This window comes from Brevibacterium sp. RIT 803, from assembly GCF_016892625.1.
Lineage (GTDB): Bacteria > Actinomycetota > Actinomycetes > Actinomycetales > Brevibacteriaceae > Brevibacterium.
In genome coordinates this window covers 28,681-49,820 of the sequence record NZ_JAFEMW010000006.1, presented here as the reverse complement: position 1 = coordinate 49,820, position 21,140 = coordinate 28,681, and the positions used below count along the sequence as shown (strand labels likewise).

Below are 21,140 nucleotides of genomic sequence, written 5' to 3'. Positions count from 1 at the left end.
GGACCTGCTGAGAGCGGCCGGACCCAACTTGGGTCCGGCCGCTCTCAGCTATCGTCGCGCTCAGCTCTCGGGGTACGAAGTCGGTGTCCTCAGGTTCCGAGCACAGCTTGGGAGACGAGCAGGACGAAAGGAAGAGTCAGAAGCATGAGTACGGTCTGGACCGCGATGAGGGCGGCCATCAGCTGCGAATTTCCGCCCAGCTGGCGGGCCATGACATAGCCGGAGCTTGCCGTGGCGATCGACTGGAAGATCATGGCGACCAGGGCAGGCGTGGTGGGAACGTCGAGCAGAACCAAGGCGAGCAAGGTCAGTGCAGGTAAGACGATGAGCTTGACCACGGTCGAATTGACCATGGCGGCTACCTGCGCCCGCAACGGGAACCGCCGCAGACCCGCGCCGACGCACAGGAGTCCGATCGGCAGAGCCGCAGCCGCCAGCGGAGACAGAACCGAGTCGACGACAGCCGGAACCGTTGCACCGGTGAGATTGAACAGTCCACCGGCCGCGCACCCGATGACCAGCGGATTCGTCACGACGACGCGGAGGATGCCGACAATGGAGCTGGGTCCGGTACGCAGAAACTCGAATCCGAGACTGGATACGATATTCACCGTGGGTACGAGAACGGCCGCGACGATGGCAGCCAGGGCACTGCCTTCGACCCCGAACAGACTCGCCGATATCGACAGTCCTATATACGTGTTGAATCGAATCCCACCCTGCAGCACCGAGGTGAAGGACGGCAGGTCACGAGCCACGAACCGGCGCAGCGCAATGATGAGGATCGACACGAGCACTGTCGGGGCGATGAGGCCCGCCGTCAACCGCCCGAGCGGTACATGTGCGACGCTGACCTCGGCGACCGAGGAGAACAGCAGCACGGGCAGCAGAACATAGTAGGAGAGTTTCTCCGCTCCTGACCAGAATTCGGAATTCGTGAAACCTGGGAGTCGTTTGAGTCCGATGCCGCCGATGATCAAGACGACGACGGGAATAAGGGCGAGAAGAACCGGAACGAGACTCACGTGACTGAGAATTTCATGAGATGGGAATCATTTCAAAGTTGAGTGTGTTTGACTCAATGTAACGACCTAACGAAAGGAAGCTCATGGCTACACGTTTTGACCCCATCCGTGACCTCGATCGATTCTTCTCGGAAGTGACTCGCACCCCGAACTCCACTTCGCTTCCCATGGATCTCTACCGCGACGGAGAGGTCTTCGTCGCACGTATCGACATGCCGGGTGTGGATCCCTCGAGCATCGATGTCGACGTCGAAGATCGTACGCTGACGGTTCGCGCTCAGCGACAGTCAGAGGTCGCTGACAAGGATGTGAAGTGGTTGACTCGGGAACGTACGACCGGCACCTACGCCCGCCAGCTCACCCTCGGGAACCGGGTCGCACTCGACCGGATCCAGGCTGACTACCAGGACGGCGTGCTGTCGCTGACAATCCCTGTGGCAGAGGAAGCGCGGCCACGTAAGATCAACGTCTCACACTCCAACCCCACCAGAGTCACCGAGGTCGTCGAAACCTCCCCAGCACAGGATGAGAATCCGGCTGGCGCCTGATCGACAGACCCAGGCGTTGAAAGCGGGTCGCACCAATGGGTGCGGCCCGCTTCTTCAGGCTGAGAGAGTCTGTGCCCTGAAATTCGCTGTGGCTCAGTCGTCAGGTCTGAGAACGTAGGCCAGACACATGTAGGGCAGGTCAAGCTCACCGTCGAATGGATGCTCGAGGGAGAAGTACTCACGGAGGTTCGACTCGACCCGAGACCGCGTCGTCTGGTTCGACCGCAGCCAATAGGAACGGGTCCTGGCCAGATCGACGATGCCCTCGAACGGGAGCGGTGTGGTGAACTCAACCAGCTCATGGTCGATGAGGTCGAAGCCTGCAGGGCTCGGACGGTACGCGGGACGGTACACGTCGCCGGCGTGCATGATCCGACTCAGACGCAGCACCCAATCGATACGCACATCGAGCTGATTGATGAGGATGATCAGACGCCCACGGGGTCGCAGAATTCGCCTGATCTCGGTCGCAGCCGCGGCTTCGTCGAACCAGTGCCATGCCTGTGCCACGGTGACGATATCGACGCAGGCGTCCGGCAGACCCGTACCCTCTGCGCTGCCCACGAGACTTCGTGCGGGATTGTTGGCCAACGCCACCTCGTCAGGATCGATGGCGATCACATTCGCACCACGGTCGAGCAGCGCACTGCTGAGAATGCCTGTCCCAGCGCCCAGGTCACAGATCTCGAGAGCGCTCCAGTCTCTGCCCACCAGGTTGATGGCGGCATCGGGATACCGGGGACGCACTTCGTCATAGACTCCGGCCAGCTGGCCGAAGCTGCGTCCATGAGCTGCTTGCGCACGTGGTCTCACAGTTTGCCCACCCCGACTCGTGAAGTTGATCGATCGTGGTCAACTCTAACTCGTCAGCAAAACTGGTCTCGCCCGCGGCGCTGGCCCGCACCTGGACTGGGAAGTGACTAGGATGGTTGTACCGGTCAAACAACAGTGACAAGGAGCATCGATGTCCCCCACGTCCGAGCTGCAGGCAGAGCTGGAGAGCGCTTCTGGCGCCTATGAGGAATTCGCTTCCCGCGGATTGAAACTCGATATCACGCGAGGCAAGCCGGCAAGCGCGCAACTCGACCTGGCGGCAGAGCTTCTGACAGCGGTGACACCCGATGACGTCTTGACTCCCAGTGGAGTCGATACCCGCAACTACGGCGGATTGGACGGAATCGTCGAGCTGCGTGAGCTCTTCTCCCCGTTGCTCAAGGTCCCTGCGAACCAATTGCTGGCGGGCGGCAACGCCTCACTGACCCTGATGGCCCAGGCCCTGACCTTTGCTCTCCTGCACGGCACCGTCAGTGATTCACGACCCTGGGGCCAGGGACCTCACAAGCTCATCTGCCCGGTCCCCGGCTACGACCGACACTTCACGTTAGCCGAGTCGCTGGGATTCGAACTCCTCAGCATCCCCATGGACTCCGAGGGTCCAGTCGTCGCCGAGGCCCAGCGTCTGGCAGAGGACGAGACGGTCAAAGGCATGTGGTTGGTGCCCATGTACTCGAACCCGACAGGCATCACCATCACCGAAGAACGAGCGAAAGAACTCGCGGCGATGCCGGCAGCGGCACCCGACTTCACGCTGCTGTGGGACAACGCGTACGGACTCCACCACCTCCGGGACGAGCATCCCGAGGTACTCGACATCCTCGACATCTGTGCCGAGGCCGGACACCCGGAACGCCCGTGGATCTTCGCCTCGACGTCGAAGATCACCCACGCGGGTGCCGGTGTCTCATTCTTCGGGGCGGGACCGGAGACGGTTGACTGGATCCGGGCGAATCTGTCGAAGATCTCGATCGGTCCAGATAAGGTCAACCAGCTGCGTCATCTGCGCTTCTTCTCCGATCCTGCGGGCGTGGAAGAGCACATGCGACAGCACGCGAAGATCATCGCACCGAAATTCGACGCTGTGCTGGATACCTTGGAACGGGAACTGGGCGGCAAGGACCTGGCGCAGTGGACTGAGCCGGACGGCGGCTACTTCATCACCCTGACGACATTGGAAGGCACCGCGGACCGGATCGTCAAATTGGCCGCCGAGGCGGGGGTCAAACTGACCCCGGCCGGTGCCACCCATCCCTATGGTTTGGATCCACACAACAACGTCATCCGCATCGCTCCGACCATGCCGACAGTCGAAGACGTGGAACTGGCCGCGCAGGGGCTCGTGGCCTGTGTGAAGCTTGCCAGCTATGAGAAGCTCCTCGCCGGCTGAAGCCTCCGGCTCACGGTCAGCAGCGTGAATACGCGAACTCCTGGTCGGTGCAATCACCGACCAGGAGTTCTTTGTCTGTGCTGGTGCCTCTGGCCTCAGTACTCGTAGAAGCCGCGGCCGGATTTGACTCCGAGCAGGCCGGCGTCGACCATACGTGAGAGCAGCACCGGAGGTTTGGCAGCAGGATCGCCGGTCTCCGAGTAGATGCTCTCAGCCGCGTACAGGCACGTGTCAAGACCCACCATGTCGGCAAGTTTGATCGGGCCCATCGGGTGCGCACAGCCGCCCACCATCCCGGCATCGATGTCTTCCTTGGTGGCGAGCCCGGACTCGAGCATGCGAATCGCGCTGCACAGGTAAGGGATGAGCAGCGCATTGACGATGAACCCGGGACGGTCCTGGGCCTGGACCGGATTCTTGCCGAGCACCTCGGCGACGAACTCCGTGACGGAGTCACGCACCGAATCGGCGGTGAGCACCGAGGAGACGATCTCGACGAGTGGCTGGACCGGGGCCGGATTGAAGAAATGAACCCCGAGAACACGCTCCGGACGTGAGGTCGACTGTGCGAACCGGACGATCGGCATCGACGACGTATTCGAAGCGAGGATCGCCTCAGGATCAGTCACGACCTTGTCGAGTTCGGCGAAGATCGACTTCTTGATGTCCTCGTTCTCACTTGCGGCCTCAATGACCAGCTGACGATCGGAGAGTTCACCGATGTCGGTGGTGAATCTCAGCCTGCCGAGGGCCGCGTCACGCGCCTCGGAATCGAGTTTCCCCTTCTCGACCGCACGTGCCAGTGACTTCTCGATGCGAGCACGGCCGGCTGCGGAGGCCTCGTCGTTGATCTCGCGGACGATGACGTCGAGACCCGACTTCGCGAGCACCTCGGCGATGCCGGCTCCCATGAGTCCGCTTCCGATGACTGCGGTGCGTTGAATGCTCATCTGCTGCTCCTTGTGTTGAAGTGTCTGTTCGTCATGGGTGTCATGGCTGCCTGGCGAGGAACCAATCGGAACCGCGAATGGCCTTCATCGCCTCTCGCCGACGTTCCTTGGGCAGGGTCTGAACATAGACCTGACCGTCGAGGTGCGCGACCTCGTGTTGGAGCATCTGTGCGAAGACCTCCGTGCCGGAAAGCTCCACCGGAGAGTTCTCCGCGTCCACACCGCGCACACGAGCGAACTCGTAGCGCGGTGTGGGGAAGAACAGACCCGGAACCGAGAGACAGCCTTCCTCGATATCGCGCAGCTCTCCCGCGACCTCGACGACCTCGGGGTTGATGACATACCCCGTGCGACCGTCGAGGTCATAGCCGAATGCCCGCACGCCCACACCGATCTGCGGCGCCGCCACAGCGGCCCGCCCCTCCGGCAGAGACGTGTCCACGAGGTCTTGGGCCAACGCCTTGAGCCCCTCGTCGAAGACGGTGACCAGTGCGCACGGACTGCGCAGCACCGGATCACCCCACAGGCGGATATCGCGCTCAGCCATCGATGACCACGACGAGGTCGCCGCCTTCAAGCTGCTGGACGTTGCCGATGGCGATTCGGGAGACGGTGCCGGCCGCCTGTGTGGTGATGGAGGCTTCCATCTTCATGGCCTCGATCGTCGCGACTGTAGCGCCGGCTTCGACCCGGTCCCCCTCTGCGACCTGCAGTGTGACCACGCCGGCGAAGGGGCTGGCCACGTGACCGGAGTTCGACGGATCGGCCTTCTCCGCAGTCTTGACATCGCTTTCGACCGCACGGTCGCGAACCTGCAGCGGACGCAGCTGACCGTTGAGGGTGAACATCACCGATCGCATTCCGCGTTCGTCTGTGCCGCTGATTGCCTGCACCCCGATGAGGAGGTCCTTGCCCTTGGACAGCTCAACCGCGTGCTCCTCGCCCGCAGTCAGACCATAGAGGTATTCCGAGGTCTCAACGACGGACAAGTCGCCGTAGTTGGCTCGCATCTGCTCGAACTCCCTGGTCGGCCCGGGGAACAGGAGCGAATTGAGCCTGGCCTGACGTGCGGCGCCCGGCGTCTCCAAGGCAGCAGCATCCTCTGCCAGGAGATCCTCGGACACAGCCTTGTGTTTGCGCCCTGCCAGGGCCTTCGTGCGGAACGGCTCGGGCCATCCGCCTGGAGGATCACCGAGGTCGCCGCTGAGGAAGCCGATCACCGAGTCCGGAATGTCGAACTTGTCCGGATTCTCTGCGAACTCCTGAGGATCGACGCCGGCACCAACGAGGTGAAGCGCGAGATCGCCGACGACCTTGGACGAGGGCGTGACCTTGACGAGGTGGCCAAGAATCGCGTCCGCTGCCGCATACATGCGTTCGATGTCCTCGAACCGCTCCCCCAGACCCAGCGCTACGGCCTGCTGGCGCAGGTTGGACAGCTGTCCGCCCGGGATCTCGTGGCGGTAGACGCGGCCGGTCGGTCCGGCCAGTCCGGATTCGAACGGGGCATAGACCTTGCGGACGGACTCCCAATACGGTTCGAGGTCGCTGACCGCGTTCAGGCTGATCTGGGTGTCGCGTTCGGTGTTCTCAAATGCTGCCACCAGAGCCGACAAGCTCGGCTGGCTGGTGGTCCCGGCCATGGCCGCAGATGCCGCATCGACCGCGTCGGCACCGGCTGCTGCCGCAGCACAGAGCGTGGCCAACTGGCCACCGGCGGTGTCGTGGGTGTGGACGTGGACAGGCAGGTCAAAGTTCTCCCGCAGCGCCGTGACGAGTTTCGTCGCAGCGGCAGGGCGAAGGAGTCCGGCCATGTCCTTGATCGCGAGCACATGGGCACCGGCCGCGACGATCTCTTCTGCGAGCTTCAGGTAGTAGTCGAGCGTGTAGAGCTCTTCCCGCGGATCGAGGATGTCGGAGGTATAGCACAGGGCGACCTCGGCGACGGTGGTGTTCGTGGCCCGAACCGCTTCGATGGCCGGACGCATCTGTGAGACGTCGTTGAGGGCGTCGAAGATGCGGAAGATGTCGATGCCAGTGCGCGCAGCCTCATCGACGAAGGCATCGGTGACCTGGGTCGGGTACGGAGTGTAGCCGACGGTGTTGCGACCGCGCAGCAGCATCTGGAGATTGATGTTGGGCACAGCAGAGCGCAGTGCGGCCAATCGCTCCCAGGGATCCTCGCCGAGGAAGCGCAGCGCCACATCATAGGTCGCACCTCCCCAGGCTTCGATGCTGAGCAGCTCCGGCGTCATCCGGGACACATGCCCGGCGACGGCCAGAAGATCTCGGGTGCGCACTCGGGTCGCCAACAGAGACTGGTGAGCGTCGCGGAATGTGGTGTCCGTGACGGCCAGCGGAGTCTGGCTCCGCAGTGCCTGAGCGAAACTGGTCGGGCCGACCTCGAGGAGTCGATCGCGGCTTCCAGGGGTCGGATCCGTGTCGAGATCGATATCGGGAAGCTTCTCCCCCGGACGGATGCGCAGGCCGGGCTCGCCATTGGGACGGTTGACGGTGACATCGGCCAGGTAGTCGAGGATCTTCGAACCACGATCCGCGCTGACACGAGCGTCGAGCAGATGGGGACGCTCTTCGATGAATGAGGTTGCGAGATCTCCGGCGATGAATGACTCATCTTCAAGCACAGCCCGCAGGAACCCGATGTTCGACGATACGCCGCGAATTCGGAACTCGGCCAGGGCACGTCGTGCACGAGAGATTGCCTGCTCGAAATCGCGACCGCGGCAGGTGAGTTTGACCAGCATCGAGTCGAAGTGCGCGCTGACTACGGCTCCTGCGTGGACCGTTCCACCGTCGAGCCGGACACCGGCACCGCCGGCAGACCGGTAGGCAGTGATGGTTCCGGTGTCGGGACGGAAGGCGTTCGCCGGGTCCTCGGTGGTGATGCGGCATTGGAGGGCGGCGCCCTTGATTCGCATGTCGTCCTGAGCCAGGCCGATCTCTGCCAGGGTCTCCCCCGCTGCGACACGCATCTGAGACGCGACCAGATCGACGTCAGTGATCTCTTCTGTCACCGTGTGTTCGACCTGAATGCGCGGGTTCATCTCGATGAAGACGTGCTGACCCTTGCGCGGGCCGTCGGTCTCGAGGAGGAACTCGACGGTTCCGGCGTTCTGGTAGCCCAGTGCCGCAGCGAATTTCAGGGCATCTGCGTGCAGTGCGCCGGCGATCGACGGATCCAGGTTCGGCGCCGGTGCGATCTCGACGACCTTCTGATGACGACGCTGGACAGAGCAGTCGCGTTCGAAGAGATGAATGGCATTCGAGTCGTTGTCGGCAAGGACCTGGACCTCGATGTGACGCGGACGCTGCACGGCCTGTTCGATGAAGACCGTGGGATCTCCGAAAGCGCCTTCGGCTTCGCGCATGGCAGCCTTGAGCGCATCCTCCAACTGTGAGGACTCGGCAACTCGGCGCATTCCGCGTCCGCCGCCACCGGCCACAGCCTTGACGAAGAGCGGGTACTCCATGGAGTCCGCATCGGCCAGCAGCTGAGCGATGTCAGCAGAAGGACGGGTCGAATCGAGTACTGGAATACCGGCGTTGCGTGCCGCTGTCAGAGCCTGCACCTTGTTGCCGGCAAGTTCGAGAACATCGGCCTTGGGGCCGATGAACGTGATGCCTGCCTCCTGGCAGGCTCGCGCCAAGTCGGGGTTCTCCGACAGGAAGCCGTAGCCGGGGTAGATGGCGTCGGCTCCCGATTCCTTGGCGACGCGCAGCATCTCTTCGACGCTGAGGTACGCGCGAACAGGGTGGCCTTCTTGGCCGATCATGTAGGCCTCATCGGCCTTCATTCGGTGTTCGGAGTTCCGATCCTCATAGGGAAAAACAGCGACAGTGGAGGCGCCGAGTTCGTACGCTGCACGGAATGCGCGAACGGCGATCTCTCCACGATTTGCCACAAGAACTTTAGAGAACATCTGTGTCTCTCACTTCTGTATCGATCGCCTAGGGGCGATAGTCGACGGGCTGTCGAGGAACCACTCTACTCAGTGACCTAGAGCACTCGAATACAGGGGGTCTGATTTCGACTCTGCTGGCACGCCCGGCGTGGTCGTGACTGCTCAGCCCGGTTGGATACGTTAACGTGGGAGGGTGCTTGTCCTAAGTATCAGCAGCCTCAAAGGCGGAGTCGGTAAGACGTCCGTGACACTCGGTCTTGCCTCGGCCGCTTATAACCGAGGAATTCCGACCTTGGTCGTCGACATGGATCCGCAAGCGGACTCATCGACCGGCCTTGATGTCCCGACGTCGACACGTGTCGATATCGCCGATGTGCTCGCTGCTCCCAAGTCCCAGAAAATCCTGTCCGAGGCGATCATCCCCTCCGGGTGGGTGGGTGACAAGCTCGGCCAGCTCGACGTGATCTCCGGTTCCCCCAGAGCTGCGGAGTTCGATCGACCCTCATTGTCGGAGAAGTACCTCCGTCGCCTTGAAGACGCGCTGAGTCGCGTCGCCAAAGGGTACCGACTAGTTCTCATCGACTGTCCGCCGAGTCTCAACGGGCTCACTCGCACAGCGTGGACGGCCAGCAACCGTGTTGCGGTGGTGACCGAGCCCAGCCTGTTCTCCGTAGCAGCTGCGGATCGCGCCCTGCGGGCCGCAGACGAACTGCGCCAGCGAGGAACTTCGGACATCCAGCCACTGGGTCTCGTAGTGAACCGGGTTCGCGCCGGTTCCAACGAACATGACTATCGCATCACTGAGATGCGGGAGATGTTCGGGCCGCTGGTGCTCAATCCGCCATTGGCCGAACGTGCCGTAATGCAGCAGGCTCAGGGTTCTGCCCGTCCAATTCACACGTGGCCCGGGAAGCCGGCAGAGGAAGTAGCGACCTCATTCGACACGCTGCTGGAACGCGCTCTGCGCTCGGAGAACATCCGTTCGCGCAGTACCCCGAAGCAGTAGGACCGAAGAAGCAGTAGGCGTCGAACGCCACGTCCTGTGACAACTGGCTCGTCTGTGAGTCCGCCTTCTCATGAGGTTCAGCCTCAAACTCGTGAGCCAGAGGACTCTGGGTCTCTTCGACATGCGGGCATCGACGGTGTCGGGGTGCCGAATCTGCTGTGATGCCGAGCTGCCTCGCCGTGAAGCCTGATTCTTCTTGATGAAGATAAGTGTGGCCCGTCCTTTCGGACGGGCCACACTCTTCAATCCCCCATGGTGTCCCGGTCAGGGACTGCCCGGTATCCGGGCGATAGCTGTTCAGCCGAGCTTCTGTGCTCTTCGCTGTGCGAGCTCATCCATTTCGACGACGGCGGAGTCATCTTCGGGAAGACGTTCGCTCGGCAGTTCGGAGAGGCTGCCTTCAACTTCATTCCAGACACGTCCGACGGCAATGCCGAAGACGCCCTGTCCGCCCTGCAGAAGATCAACGACCTCATCGGGTGAGGTGCATTCGAAGACGCTGGCCCCATCGGACATCAGAGTGATCTGGGAGAGATCCCGAACACCGCGCGAACGCAGGTGGTCGACCGCGGTGCGGATCGACTGCAGTCCGACGCCGGTGTCGAGAAGCCGCTTGACGATCTTGAGAACGAGGATGTCACGGAAGCTGTAGAGCCGCTGGCTGCCCGATCCCGTGGCGTTGCGGATCGACGGGGTCACCAGGTCGGTGCGTGCCCAGTAGTCGAGCCGACGATAGCTGATGCCGACGACTTTGCACACGGTCGGACCGCGGTAGCCGGCCTCTTCATCGAGGACTGGCAGATCGTCGTCGAACAACAGTCCTTGGGCGGCTGGTGGTATTGGCGTCGGCTCGACGCTTTCATGACTTGAGCGGTTCACACCGACTCCTCCTTATAGTCCCTGGGGGAAGCGAGGTCGCTTTGAAGAGCAGAGAACATAACTATTCTAGCCCTCTTCTCAGCGAACCTACAGTGGGATTCAACATCTCCAAGCTATTCTCCCGGGCCTTCCAGGACAAACACCTCAAGGTAACAATTTCTGCGTGTCGCCGTTATCGCAGTATTCGAACACGTGATTCACGCACAGACGGATCGTTCGATGCCCCTCTGGGAGCCCGCTCACTCAGTCTCGGGATGCGCTTGTTCGTCCTTGGCACCAGTGGATCCCTGTGGCTTGTCGTCCTCGGACTTTCGATCCTCGGCCTTCTTGGGCTTAGCGCTGGTCAGGAGCTTCGTTTTGACGGTCGACGCGTACTTGTCGACGTACTCCTGACCGGAGAGCCGCATGATCTCGTACATGATCTCGTCGGTGACGGATCGCATCAGGAACCTGTCGTGGGGAAGGCCCTCGTACTTCGAGAAGTCCATGGAGGATCCGAAGACTATTCCGACGCGTCGAAACTTCGGGATCAGGCGCCCAGGAGGCTGAATCTTATCGGTGCCGATGATGGCGACGGGTATCACCGGGGCCCCAGATTCGAGCACAAGGCGGGCCACACCCGTGCGGCCGCGGTAGAGCTTGCCGTCCGGTGAACGTGTTCCCTCGGGATAGATGCCCAGAGAGTTCCCCTCTCTCAGAACCTTGAGCCCGGATTCCAGCGAGGCCTGAGAACCGGAGCCCCCTGCTCTGTCCATCGGCAGCTGATTGTTGAGTTTGAAGAACCACCGGGTGACAGCACCTTTGAGGCCGCGACCGGTGAAATAGTCCTTCTTCGCCAGATAGACGACAGGCCGCGGCGCTAGAAGGGGGACGAAGATCGAATCCATGAAGTGATTGTGGTTTCCCGCGATGATCGCAGGCCCATCAGACGGGAGGTTGTCCAACCCGCGCACCCAGGGACGGAAGAGGATCCGCAATATGGGTCCGGCCACAACTCGCTTGAGAAACCAGTAGAACACGAGCACCCTTCCCTGTCACGACTCTTTGTCGTCCTCGGACATCATATATCGTCACCATCAACGCACATTCATGCCATGCTGAACCTATGGAGATCGACTACTCACCACAATCGGTGCCGACTGCACCTTACCGGCAGATCCTCCCGGACTCTGAGTCTGCGGTGCTGTTTCTCCATGGGATCACCGGCTCTCCGGCCGCGTGGTTCCCCATCGCCCGGAGCTTGAGTCATCATGGAATCAGCGTCAGCGTGCCGCTGCTTCCGGGCCACGGCACCCGGTGGCAGGATCTCAGTTCCACGCCCTGGTCCGAATGGCTCGACGCAGCGAAGGCGGAGCTTCAGGTACTGTCTCGAACTCACTCCCGAGTAGTGGTGGCCGGTCTGTCAATGGGCGGTGCCCTGTCATTGGCATTGGGCGCCGGGGATTCTCCCCCTGACGAGCTCGTGCTGATCAATCCTGCCCTTCACATCGATTCCCCACTGACACCGTTTCTGCCCGTCATCAAGTACGTGGTCGCCTCTGTGCCAGCGATCGCCGGCGACATCGCGCATCCGGATCGCTGCGAATATGCTTACGATCGCACCCCTGTCGCCGCTATCACCTCGTTCGCTTCGGCACAGAGAACTCTTCGCGAAGACCTCTGGCGGATCGAATGCCCAGTCACCCTCTTCGTCTCCGGCGGCGACGGAGTGGTCGGGCCGCGGACCCTGCGAACCTTGCGATCACGTCTGCCCCAGCGGCCGACGATCCGATCTCTGCGTCGATCCCGGCACGTAGCCACCTTGGACAATGACGCGAACATCATCGCCGAGGCGATCCTGGACAAGGCGACATCCGCCGATCGATTCCCGGCAGGAACCCCTGGAACCAGGGAATAGAGACGCCGAGAAGATTGCTGATAGAGGACATGGACGACGAGAAGAACGAGAACTGGCGTGACGACGTTCCCGAGTCCGAGCGGCTCGGTGATTCTTCGCGCATCAGTGACAGTCACTGGGAGGATCTGGTCAATCAGATAGCAGAGCCCAGCGCCGTGATGGGTGATATGCCAGTTGAAGAGGTCAGGGAGAGGCTTGAAGAGGAAGAGGGCTGGGAGCCCGGGCCAGCGGAACCCATCGGCTGGCGCACTGCCTCGCCGACTTTGATGCTCTCTGTGGTCGCGACGTTCGGCGCTGTCCTGCTGTTGGTCCTCGGTGCGATCTTCTTCCGCCCACTGCCCGGCTGGTTTCTGTTGATCGGCATCGCAGTCGGCCTCGGCGGAGCAGTCGGCCTGTTCTTTCATCTCCCGACCAACCGTTTTCCCGACGAGGACAATGGCGCTTCGGTCTGATGCCGCAGTCGAACGTCGGACCTTCTCCTGTGTCAGAGGCGAGTGAAAGACTGAGGCGCATGTCCACCCCATTCGACCGAGCGCCGTCAGCAATCGCCTCCTCGCAGTTGTCGTTCGACAGTCTTGGCACTCCGCTCCATGAGGTCACATTCGTGATAGTCGACCTGGAGACAACCGGTACAACTGCCGGAAAGTCGGAGATCACGGAGATCGGTGCGGTCAAGATGCGCGGCGGCGAGGTGCTCGGAGAGTTTCAATCTCTGGTCAAGCCCGAGGAATCGGTGATCAGTCCGTTCGTGGCGCGACTGACCGGCATCACACACGCCATGGTCGATGATGCTCCCTCGATTCGCTCCGTGCTGCCGAGCTTTCTGGAGTTCTCTGTTGGTGCGGTCCTGGTCGCTCACAATGCTCCCTTCGATATCGGCTTCCTCCGCTCCGCGTGTGAAAAGCTCGACTACCACTGGCCTCAGCCGACTGTCCTCGACACCGTCACCCTGTCTCGGCGCGTAGTCAGTCGCGATGAGGTCCGCAATCACAAACTGTCGACACTCGCCGCTCATTTCGGAACCGAGGTCTCCCCCGACCACCGGGCACTCTCCGATGCCAAAGCCACCGGAGAGCTGCTGCACCGGGTGCTGGAGCGATTCGGCGGCTATGGCATCACCACTCTCGAAGAGCTGGCCACGGTGCGCCAGGCCGGATGGGCGAAGCGCCAAGCCAAATCTCATCTGGCCAAGGGGGTTCCGGCTGAGCCAGGCGTCTACATGTTCCTGGATGGAACTCGACGAGTCCTCTACATCGGAAAATCCGGCAATATGGCGCGGCGAGTCCGGGGGTATTTCAACGCTTCGGAGAACCGCGGTCGGATGGCCGAGATGATCACCGCAGCTCAAGAGGTCAGTTGTCTGCCATGCGCGCACGCGCTCGAGGCGGAGGTCAGAGAGATTCGACTGATCGGAGAACTCGCCCCACCGTATAACCGTCGGTCGAAGAACCCCGAACGCAGTTCCTGGATCGTTCTCAGCGATGAGGCATATCCGAGGCTGTCGGTCGTCCGTTCGAACACCGCATTGGAGAAGTCGCCCGCAGCACCCATGGGCCCGTTCCGGTCGCGCAAGACGGCCCAAGCGGTGAAGGAGCTTCTCGACACCCTCTATCCCGTCAAACGGTGCACGGCGAAGATCACCTCCGCCAATCTCGGATCGCACCGCCCGTGCGTGAGTTCCCAGGTCGGTCAGTGCGGAGGTCCCTGCGCCGGTGTGACCGACAGGCAGGAGTACCTGGCCGACATCAGCGATCTGGTCGCGGTCATGGACGGTGATTTCTCAACGCTGCGTGATCTGTGCACGCAGAGAATGTCGAGATTGGCCACCGAAGCCAGGTATGAGACAGCCGCCGAGGTGCGCGATGCCATGCGCTCGGGACTGGCAAACGCCGCACGAGCCGAGTCCGTTCGTGCTCTGCGAGCTATCCCTGAGATCCTTGCGTACGCCCCGGGGCCCGAAGGGGGATTCGATCTCGCTGTCATCAGACATGGGAAGCTGGCCGCCGGTGCACACTCCCGTGGCTCGCGGGGACTCGACGAAGCCTTCGTTGCCATTCGTGCGACCGCGGAATGGGTTCCTGCACCAGGGAAGCTTCCGGCAGCATCCGACTCGCTGGCCGAAGAGACCAGGCTCCTGTCCCAATGGCTGCAGTCGGCGACACTGACCGCGATGCGGGGAGCATGGTCGCTCCCCCGCAGCGGGGCCAACTTTCACGCGCAGGAATCAGGAACGATTAGTCTCGGCGACTCTGTGTGAGACCGCGATGAGCTGGTCGAGCTTCTGCGCACCGAGGCCGGCGTCTACCGTCTCCTCTGCAATGCTCACCTTCGCCGCCAGCCGCTCGGTCAGGCTGCCCACAGCAGACTCATCGGCTGCAACGAGTGCCGCTGCTGTATTGATGAGCACGATGTCGCGTACCGCTGACCTCTCTCCGTTGAGCACCGATCGGGTGATCTCAGCGTTCTGTTCGGGCCCGCCGCCCCGCAGATCGTTCTTTGTGACACGGTCAAAGCCGAGGTCAAGGGCATCGAAGGTCATGTGCTCGACCTCGCCGTGACGGATCTCCCACACGTCGTTGACGTCGGTGTTGCTCAGTTCGTCCAACCCGTCTCTCGAACGGAAGACGACTGCCTGGTGACCGCGCTTGGCCAAGGTGCCGACGACCAAGGGTGCCATCTGAGCATCAGCGACACCGATAGCGGTGTGACGGGCACGGGCCGGGTTCGTCAGCGGTCCGAGGATGTTGAACGCGGTCGGGACGCTGATCTGACGACGCACTGCCGCCACGAACTGCATTGATGGGTGGAACACATTGGCGAAGCAGAATGCCAGGCCGACTTCCTTCGCGATGATGCCTGTCTGCTCCGGCGTGATGTCGAAGCGGACACCGAGAGCTTCGAGCACATCGGCAGAGCCGGAGGCTGATGACGTCGCACGGTTGCCATGCTTGACGACGCGCTGCCCGCTCGCGGAGATGATCATCGCTGCCGTTGAGGAGATGTTGGCAGTCTTGGCCCGATCGCCGCCGGTGCCGACGATGTCGACCGAATCCTCGAGGTCTGGCAGTGGCACGGCGTGGTCCATCATCGCCGAGACCAAACCGGCTATCTCGGCGACGGTCTCGCCCTTTGTATGGTGTGCCACGAGAAATGCGGCCATTGTCACATCGGTCGTCTGTCCCGACATGATCTGGTCCATAGCCCAGGCGGCGGCGGCCTCGTCGAGATCCTGCTGGTGCATGAGCGTCATGAGCAGATCGGGCCAGCTGTAGGTGGTGCCCTGAGGTGTGGTTCGGAGCCCGGAATCCAGTGTTTCCGGGCTTGTCGTACGCGGTGTCTCCGTCATCCGAATGAACTCTCCTTAAGGGACTTCCACCACCTCTGAACACGAGATGGAACTTACCTGCGGCATCCTATCCTGTCTTCGACACGCGGGGGCAGGGCGGTCCGAATACGAGATTCCGGCACCAAATCAAGGTTTTCGCTACACCGTGTAGAAAAATATTCACCGAAAGCTGGGTAAAAGATGAAAACTCACCCCGAGACGAGTAATAATGGGGTTGTGTCAACTGCCACTGCATCTCAAACAGCGCCAGCACATCCGGTTGTCAATCGTCCGAATGTGACCACGGTGGGCTTCATCGTGTTCCTCGCGAGCGACCTGATGTTCTTTGCCGCGCTCTTCGCCATGTACTTCACCATTCGATCCGTCGTGCCGGAATTGTGGGAGACCCAGACTGAGGTCCTCGACATTCCATATGCGCTCGGCAACACGCTCATTTTGGTGTCGTCTTCATTCACCTGCCAGCTGGGCGTCTTCGCAGCGGAGAAGTTCCGTCCCCGCCGGACGGGTTCTCTGTTCAACATCGCCAAATGGGGCATGGTCGAGTGGTTCTACCTCACCTTCCTCCTTGGCGCGGTCTTCGTCGCCGGCCAGGTGATGGAATACGCCACGCTGGTCAGCGAGGGCATTGCCATCAACACTGACGGCTATGGTTCCGTCTTCTACCTGACCACCGGGTTCCACGGTATTCACGTGACTATCGGGCTCATCTGCTTCCTGCTCGTGATCGGACGAGCTTATGGAGCCAAGAAGTTCGGGCATCATGAGGCCACATTCGCGATCTGCGTGTCCTACTACTGGCACTTCGTCGACGTCGTCTGGGTGGGTCTCTTCGGAGTCATCTACCTGCTCCAGTAGTCGGCTCGAGATGCTCGGCCATTCGGACTTACAACATTCAAAGCAAAGGACGATCACGTGAAGCTTTTAGCAGATCGCCGCAGGCATCCAATGGCACTGGTTGTGCTGCTCTTGGTGGGCCTGCTGATGACTGGCGGAGCCTACGCCCTCTTCACTCAGACCTCGAGCGCCAAGGCAGATACTGCCAGTGCATCGGATGTCGACGAAGGCAAGAAGCTCTTCGCTGCGAACTGTGCAACATGCCACGGACTCAACGGCGAGGGCTCGAAAGCCGGACCGGGTCTCATCGGAGTCGGTGCAGCAGCAGTTGACTTCCAGGTCGGAACCGGACGCATGCCGTTGCAGTCCAACGGGCCGCAGGCACGCGCCAAGGAACCCCAGTTCGACGAAGAGCAGACAGCTCAGCTGGCTGCCTATGTCGCTTCGCTGGGCCCTGGCCCCGCCGTCCCTGAAGACGAGAACCTCGATGCGTCCAAGGGCGATCCCGCTGCAGGCGGTAGTCTCTTCCGCACCAACTGCGCCATGTGCCACAACGTGGTCGGCGCCGGCGGTGCTCTGACCCGAGGCAAATATGCACCGAACCTGGCGGATGTCTCCGAAAAGCACCTGTACGAGGCGATGCAGACCGGTCCGCAGAATATGCCAATCTTCAACGACGCTAACCTGACTCCCGATGACAAGCGCGACGTGATCGCCTATGTCAAAGAGGTTTCGGATACTCCCTCGCCCGGTGGTTTCAAGCTGGGATCCCTGGGACCGGTGGCTGAAGGCCTCTTCATCTGGTTCTTCGGCCTCAGCGCAGTCATCGGACTGACAGTATGGCTGTCATCCAGGGCAAAGTGAGTCAGCCAATGTCGTTCAGTAATCACCACGAGAAAAGACGGGGAATTCAATGACCTCGAAAGACCACTTCGGCGGCGGCAGCCAGCTCGAGGAGTTGAATGGGTTCACGAACCCGGGGCTGCCGGAACACAAGCCTCGGCTTGCTGACGGAGATCCGAAGGCCGCGAAGGTCGCCGAACGCCAGGTGGCGTTGTGGTTCGTGCTGTCGATGGTCGGAACCATCTGGTTCATCGTCGCCTACTTCCTGTTCTCTCCCGGCGAGACGATGCAGAGCATTCGGCTCCACAACACCTCCATCGGCCTTGGTGCCGCGGTAGCGATGTTCTCCATCGGCGTCGGCGCCGTTCTGTGGGCGAAGAACCTCATGAGTGATCACGAGGGAATCGATGAGCGTCACGACATCGGTGGCAGTGAAGAGGACCAGGCAGTTGCCCTTGAGATCCTTCATCAGGCGAAGGAAGAATCGGGAATCGCCCGACGTCCTCTTCTGCGCAACACATTGATTGCGGCATTGGCCATCGCTCCCCTGCCCGCAGTCCTCGTGTTCCGTGACCTGGGTCCACTGCCTGGGGACAAGCTGTTCCACACACTCTGGGGCAAAGGCATTCGTCTGATCCAGGACCCGGGCGGCATTCCATCAGTGGAATCCGAGCGCCCGATCAAGGCAGATGACGTCACCATCGGCTCGGCCTACCACGTGCTGCCGTCGGGCATCGGCGATGAAGAGAACGCCGAACACCCGTTGGAAGAGAAGGCAAAGGCCGCCGTTCTGCTGATGCGCATCGATCCCAAGGAACTCAAAGAGGATCCGGATCGCAAGGACTGGTCACACGACGGCATCGTCGCCTATTCCAAGATCTGCACCCATGTCGGTTGCCCTGTCGCACTGTATGAGCACCAGACACACCACCTGCTCTGCCCGTGCCATCAGTCGACCTTCGATGTCACCGAACACTGCAAGGTCATCTTCGGCCCGGCCAAGCGTCCACTGCCGCAGCTGCCCATCTCGGTCGACAGCGAAGGCTATCTGGTCGCACAGTCGGACTTCCCTGAGCCCGTCGGACCTACGTTCTGGGAGATCAATCACCCATGAGTACTACACAACCCACAACCACCATCGGGAAGGCCGCGAACTTCGCCGAGACTCGAGTCGGGGCCTCTGTCCTCGTCCGCGAGTTCGGACGCAAGATCTTTCCTTCCCACTGGTCGTTCATGCTCGGTGAGGTCGCTCTCTACAGCTTCGTCATCGTTATCCTCTCCGGAACGTTCCTGACTTTCTTCTTCACTCCTGCAATGGGTGAGATGCACTATGAAGGACCTTGGGCGCCGCTGCGCGGCGTCGAGATCTCAGAGGCGTACAACTCGACTCTGGCGATCTCATTCGAGATTCGCGGTGGCCTGTTCATCCGTCAGATGCACCACTGGGGCGCACTGCTGTTCGTCGCCGCACTGAGCATCCACATGTTGCGCGTGTTCTTCACCGGCGCTTTCCGTCGCCCCCGCGAGCTCAACTGGATCGTCGGTGTGCTTCTGGTCATCATGGGAATGGCGGCAGGTTTCACGGGCTACTCACTGCCCGATGATCTGCTCTCAGGCAACGGTCTGCGAATCATCGACGGAATCGTCAAATCACTGCCGCTGGTCGGAACCTATCTCTCCTTCTTCATCTTCGGCGGTGAGTTCCCAGGCACCGACATCGTCGCCAGGCTCTACTCCCTTCACATCATGATCGTTCCCGCGCTGCTGATCGCTCTGATCGGCATCCACCTGGTGTTCGTCGTCGTGCACAAGCACACGCAGTACCCAGGTGCCGGCAACACCGAGAAGAATGTGGTGGGCGAGCCTGTTCTGCCGACATTCGCAGCCAAGGGCGGAGGATTCTTCTTCCTCATCTTCGGCTTGCTGGCACTGATCTCAGCCCTCTTCACGATCAACCCGATCTGGAACTACGGGCCCTATGACCCCTCACCGGTGTCTGCAGGCACACAACCCGACTGGTACATCGGTTGGGCAGACGGATTCCTGCGCATCGTTCCAGGCTGGCTCGAGTTCTACATTGCCGGTTGGCCGATCTCCCTGAACATCAACAGCGCAGTCATTGTCATGGGCGGCGTGTTCGGAGCGATGTTCATCTATCCGTTCTTCGAGTCCTGGCTGCTCAAGGACAAGCGCGAACACCACATCCTCGATCGCCCGCGCAACAATCCCACGCGTACTGCCATCGGTGTTGCAGGCATCATCTTCTACTGCAACATGTGGGCTGCAGCCTCGGGCGACATCATTGCCGTGTTCTTCCAAATGTCACTCAACGACATGATCTATATATTCCGCATCGTGTTCTTCCTCGGACCGATCATCGGCTACATGATCACGAAGCGAATGTGCATCGGTCTGCAGCGCAAGGATCGTGAGATCGCACTGCATGGACGTGAGACGGCCAACATCATCCGTCTCCCCCATGGCGAGTTCCTTGAGCGTCACGAAGCTCTGCCTCCGCATAAGCTGTGGAAGCTGACAGCGTTCGAGTCACCCACGCACACACCTGCGGAGCCGAATGCGGACGGTAAGATCACCGGACTTGAGAAGTTCCGTGCGAAGCTCTCTAAGTTCTTCTTCGAGGACCGTGTAGCGCCAGTGACGAAGCAGGAGCTCGAAGCATCACACCACGACCATGATTCGGTTGAGTCGAACACTCACAACCAGATCGGTCACTGATCGAGACATCGTCCAGAAAATGTGACTCTGACGAGTCGACGGTATGACGGAGGGGCCCAACAGTTGGTGTTGGGCCCCTCCGTCATACCGTCATCGTGCGCCGCCGAACACTCGAACTGGGTGTTTGAGTCGTCATCATTCTGTGGGTGAGGGTCGGCCGTGCGTACTGTCGCCTTCACCATCACCGAGGTGGTGCTCGCGTGTCCCATCGGATTGATCTCGGCGCGAATCGCGGACCTCCACTGTTCGACCTGTTCGCTCATTCCACCTGCAATCAGTCTCGGCACCCGAACTGCGCCCCAACAGCGAGGTTCCGACACTCGCCACCGGACGTTCATTGAGCTCCAGCAAGAGAGACCTCGTAGCCTCTGGTGGCGACCCCACTCCCCTGCGTGTCCGATCGAATTGCGTCGAAACGGTCATCGATAAGGTTCGACAGTGTGTCACGGGCGCGCGGATAGCTGCGGTGCCTCCGACTCCTTTTGAATCGGGCCACTTGGCCGCTGTTGTGACGTTGCAGCGTCTGTTCTGCTCCGGAGACCTCATGCGAGATGAATCCTGGCATCCAGACGTCTGATCGATGCGGAGCACCGTGTGGAACGCTGCGGTGCATCCGGGATCAGCACAGCTCGGGGGCTGTGACGGCCGCCGACGCACTATCAGGCACCGAATGCCACCAGGTCGACGCTCTCAGAATACGCTCGAGGTCCTCGTCATGAGCCGCGGCCATTTGGCCTATGTAGTCGAGCAGCGAGAGTTTCGCAGAATCGCCCGGGTGACGGTTCAACAACTCGTCATGTTTCCGAGTCGTCGCGCAGCAGGAGCGCAGGGTGGTCGAAGCGAGGAGCTGAGTGCTGCGCCCGTCCGCTTGGTCATCTCGGGAGTCTGCAGACACTCCTGCTTGCCCGAGGCGCTGACAGCGATCTGGA

18 protein-coding genes are annotated in these 21,140 nt (G+C 61.2%); 10 read left to right on the top strand and 8 right to left on the bottom strand.

All coding sequences use genetic code 11. The annotated features are described in order from the left end of the window. Positions 1–89 precede the first annotated feature (89 nt). Positions 90–1,025, bottom strand: a complete 936-nt coding sequence (locus JTF07_RS18185) for an AEC family transporter (protein ID WP_204235636.1) — start codon at positions 1,023–1,025, stop codon at positions 90–92. Positions 1,026–1,108: 83 nt separating this feature from the next. On the opposite strand from JTF07_RS18185, the gene JTF07_RS18180 reads away from it, so the two are divergent. After that, a complete protein-coding gene (locus JTF07_RS18180) occupies positions 1,109–1,573 on the top strand; it encodes an Hsp20/alpha crystallin family protein (RefSeq protein WP_143921649.1) in 465 nt (154 codons plus the stop codon). A gap of 93 nt (positions 1,574–1,666) precedes the next feature. On the opposite strand, the gene JTF07_RS18175 is transcribed toward JTF07_RS18180, so the two are convergent. Beyond that, positions 1,667–2,386, bottom strand: coding sequence for a class I SAM-dependent methyltransferase (locus tag JTF07_RS18175; protein ID WP_204235635.1), 720 nt, complete (start codon positions 2,384–2,386; stop codon positions 1,667–1,669). 151 nt (positions 2,387–2,537) lie between these two features. Here JTF07_RS18175 and JTF07_RS18170 point away from each other — a divergent pair, with 151 nt between their 5' ends. After that, entirely contained in the window at positions 2,538–3,797 is a 1,260-nt protein-coding gene (locus tag JTF07_RS18170) for an aspartate aminotransferase type Ic (RefSeq protein ID WP_204235634.1), read from the top strand. A 95-nt stretch (positions 3,798–3,892) separates the two neighbouring features. Here the strand turns inward: JTF07_RS18170 and JTF07_RS18165 are convergent, their stop codons facing one another. Genes JTF07_RS18165 through JTF07_RS18155 form a run of 3 tightly spaced genes read right to left on the bottom strand, consistent with a single transcriptional unit; the run spans position 3,893 to position 8,688 of the window. Continuing rightward, on the bottom strand, positions 3,893–4,747 hold the full coding sequence (locus JTF07_RS18165) for a 3-hydroxybutyryl-CoA dehydrogenase (RefSeq protein ID WP_204235633.1): 855 nt from the start codon (positions 4,745–4,747) through the stop codon (positions 3,893–3,895). A gap of 40 nt (positions 4,748–4,787) precedes the next feature. Further along, a complete protein-coding gene (locus JTF07_RS18160; RefSeq protein WP_204235632.1) occupies positions 4,788–5,294 on the bottom strand; it encodes a peptide deformylase in 507 nt (168 codons plus the stop codon). Next, positions 5,287–8,688 (bottom strand): pyruvate carboxylase, encoded by a 3,402-nt coding sequence (locus JTF07_RS18155; protein WP_204235631.1) that lies wholly within the window; start codon positions 8,686–8,688, stop codon positions 5,287–5,289. Before JTF07_RS18155 ends, JTF07_RS18160 begins: the two co-directional genes overlap by 8 nt. 175 nt (positions 8,689–8,863) lie before the next feature. Here JTF07_RS18155 and JTF07_RS18150 point away from each other — a divergent pair, with 175 nt between their 5' ends. After that, complete coding sequence (locus JTF07_RS18150) at positions 8,864–9,676, top strand: ParA family protein (RefSeq protein WP_204235630.1); 813 nt, start codon at positions 8,864–8,866, stop codon at positions 9,674–9,676. Positions 9,677–9,973: 297 nt separating this feature from the next. Here JTF07_RS18150 and JTF07_RS18145 read toward each other — a convergent pair whose 3' ends face one another. Both JTF07_RS18145 and JTF07_RS18140 read right to left on the bottom strand, forming a co-directional pair. Then, positions 9,974–10,555 carry a MerR family transcriptional regulator gene (locus tag JTF07_RS18145; RefSeq protein WP_143921639.1) on the bottom strand — a complete coding sequence of 194 codons (582 nt, stop codon included), beginning with the start codon at positions 10,553–10,555 and terminating at the stop codon, positions 9,974–9,976. A gap of 239 nt (positions 10,556–10,794) precedes the next feature. Then, complete coding sequence (locus JTF07_RS18140; RefSeq protein WP_204235629.1) at positions 10,795–11,574, bottom strand: lysophospholipid acyltransferase family protein; 780 nt, start codon at positions 11,572–11,574, stop codon at positions 10,795–10,797. Positions 11,575–11,660: 86 nt separating this feature from the next. Here JTF07_RS18140 and JTF07_RS18135 point away from each other — a divergent pair, with 86 nt between their 5' ends. Genes JTF07_RS18135 through JTF07_RS18125 form a run of 3 tightly spaced genes read left to right on the top strand, consistent with a single transcriptional unit; the run spans position 11,661 to position 14,709 of the window. After that, the gene (locus JTF07_RS18135) at positions 11,661–12,452 is read left to right on the top strand and encodes an alpha/beta hydrolase (protein ID WP_204235628.1); all 792 of its coding nucleotides are present in this window, start codon (positions 11,661–11,663) and stop codon (positions 12,450–12,452) included. A 29-nt stretch (positions 12,453–12,481) separates the two neighbouring features. Next, positions 12,482–12,904, top strand: a complete 423-nt coding sequence (locus JTF07_RS18130) for a hypothetical protein (protein WP_204235627.1) — start codon at positions 12,482–12,484, stop codon at positions 12,902–12,904. A gap of 59 nt (positions 12,905–12,963) precedes the next feature. Beyond that, positions 12,964–14,709, top strand: coding sequence for a DEDD exonuclease domain-containing protein (locus tag JTF07_RS18125; RefSeq protein WP_204235626.1), 1,746 nt, complete (start codon positions 12,964–12,966; stop codon positions 14,707–14,709). Here JTF07_RS18125 and trpD read toward each other — a convergent pair. Beyond that, complete coding sequence (gene trpD, locus JTF07_RS18120; protein ID WP_204235625.1) at positions 14,677–15,798, bottom strand: anthranilate phosphoribosyltransferase; 1,122 nt, start codon at positions 15,796–15,798, stop codon at positions 14,677–14,679. The two genes, JTF07_RS18125 and trpD, sit on opposite strands and share 33 nt — an antisense overlap. Positions 15,799–16,014: 216 nt before the next feature. Here trpD and ctaE point away from each other — a divergent pair, with 216 nt between their 5' ends. The 4 genes from ctaE to qcrB are packed head-to-tail and all read left to right on the top strand — an operon-like array spanning position 16,015 to position 20,211. Beyond that, entirely contained in the window at positions 16,015–16,653 is a 639-nt protein-coding gene (gene ctaE / locus JTF07_RS18115; RefSeq protein WP_502710971.1) for an aa3-type cytochrome oxidase subunit III, read from the top strand. 57 nt (positions 16,654–16,710) lie between these two features. Then, positions 16,711–17,496 carry a cytochrome bc1 complex diheme cytochrome c subunit gene (gene qcrC, locus JTF07_RS18110; RefSeq protein ID WP_143921633.1) on the top strand — a complete coding sequence of 262 codons (786 nt, stop codon included), beginning with the start codon at positions 16,711–16,713 and terminating at the stop codon, positions 17,494–17,496. Between the two features lie 49 nt (positions 17,497–17,545). After that, a complete protein-coding gene (gene qcrA, locus JTF07_RS18105; RefSeq protein ID WP_143921632.1) occupies positions 17,546–18,589 on the top strand; it encodes a cytochrome bc1 complex Rieske iron-sulfur subunit in 1,044 nt (347 codons plus the stop codon). After that, the gene (gene qcrB, locus JTF07_RS18100; RefSeq protein WP_204235624.1) at positions 18,586–20,211 is read left to right on the top strand and encodes a cytochrome bc1 complex cytochrome b subunit; all 1,626 of its coding nucleotides are present in this window, start codon (positions 18,586–18,588) and stop codon (positions 20,209–20,211) included. The genes qcrA and qcrB overlap by 4 nt, the downstream gene beginning before the upstream one ends. Positions 20,212–21,140 lie beyond the last annotated feature (929 nt).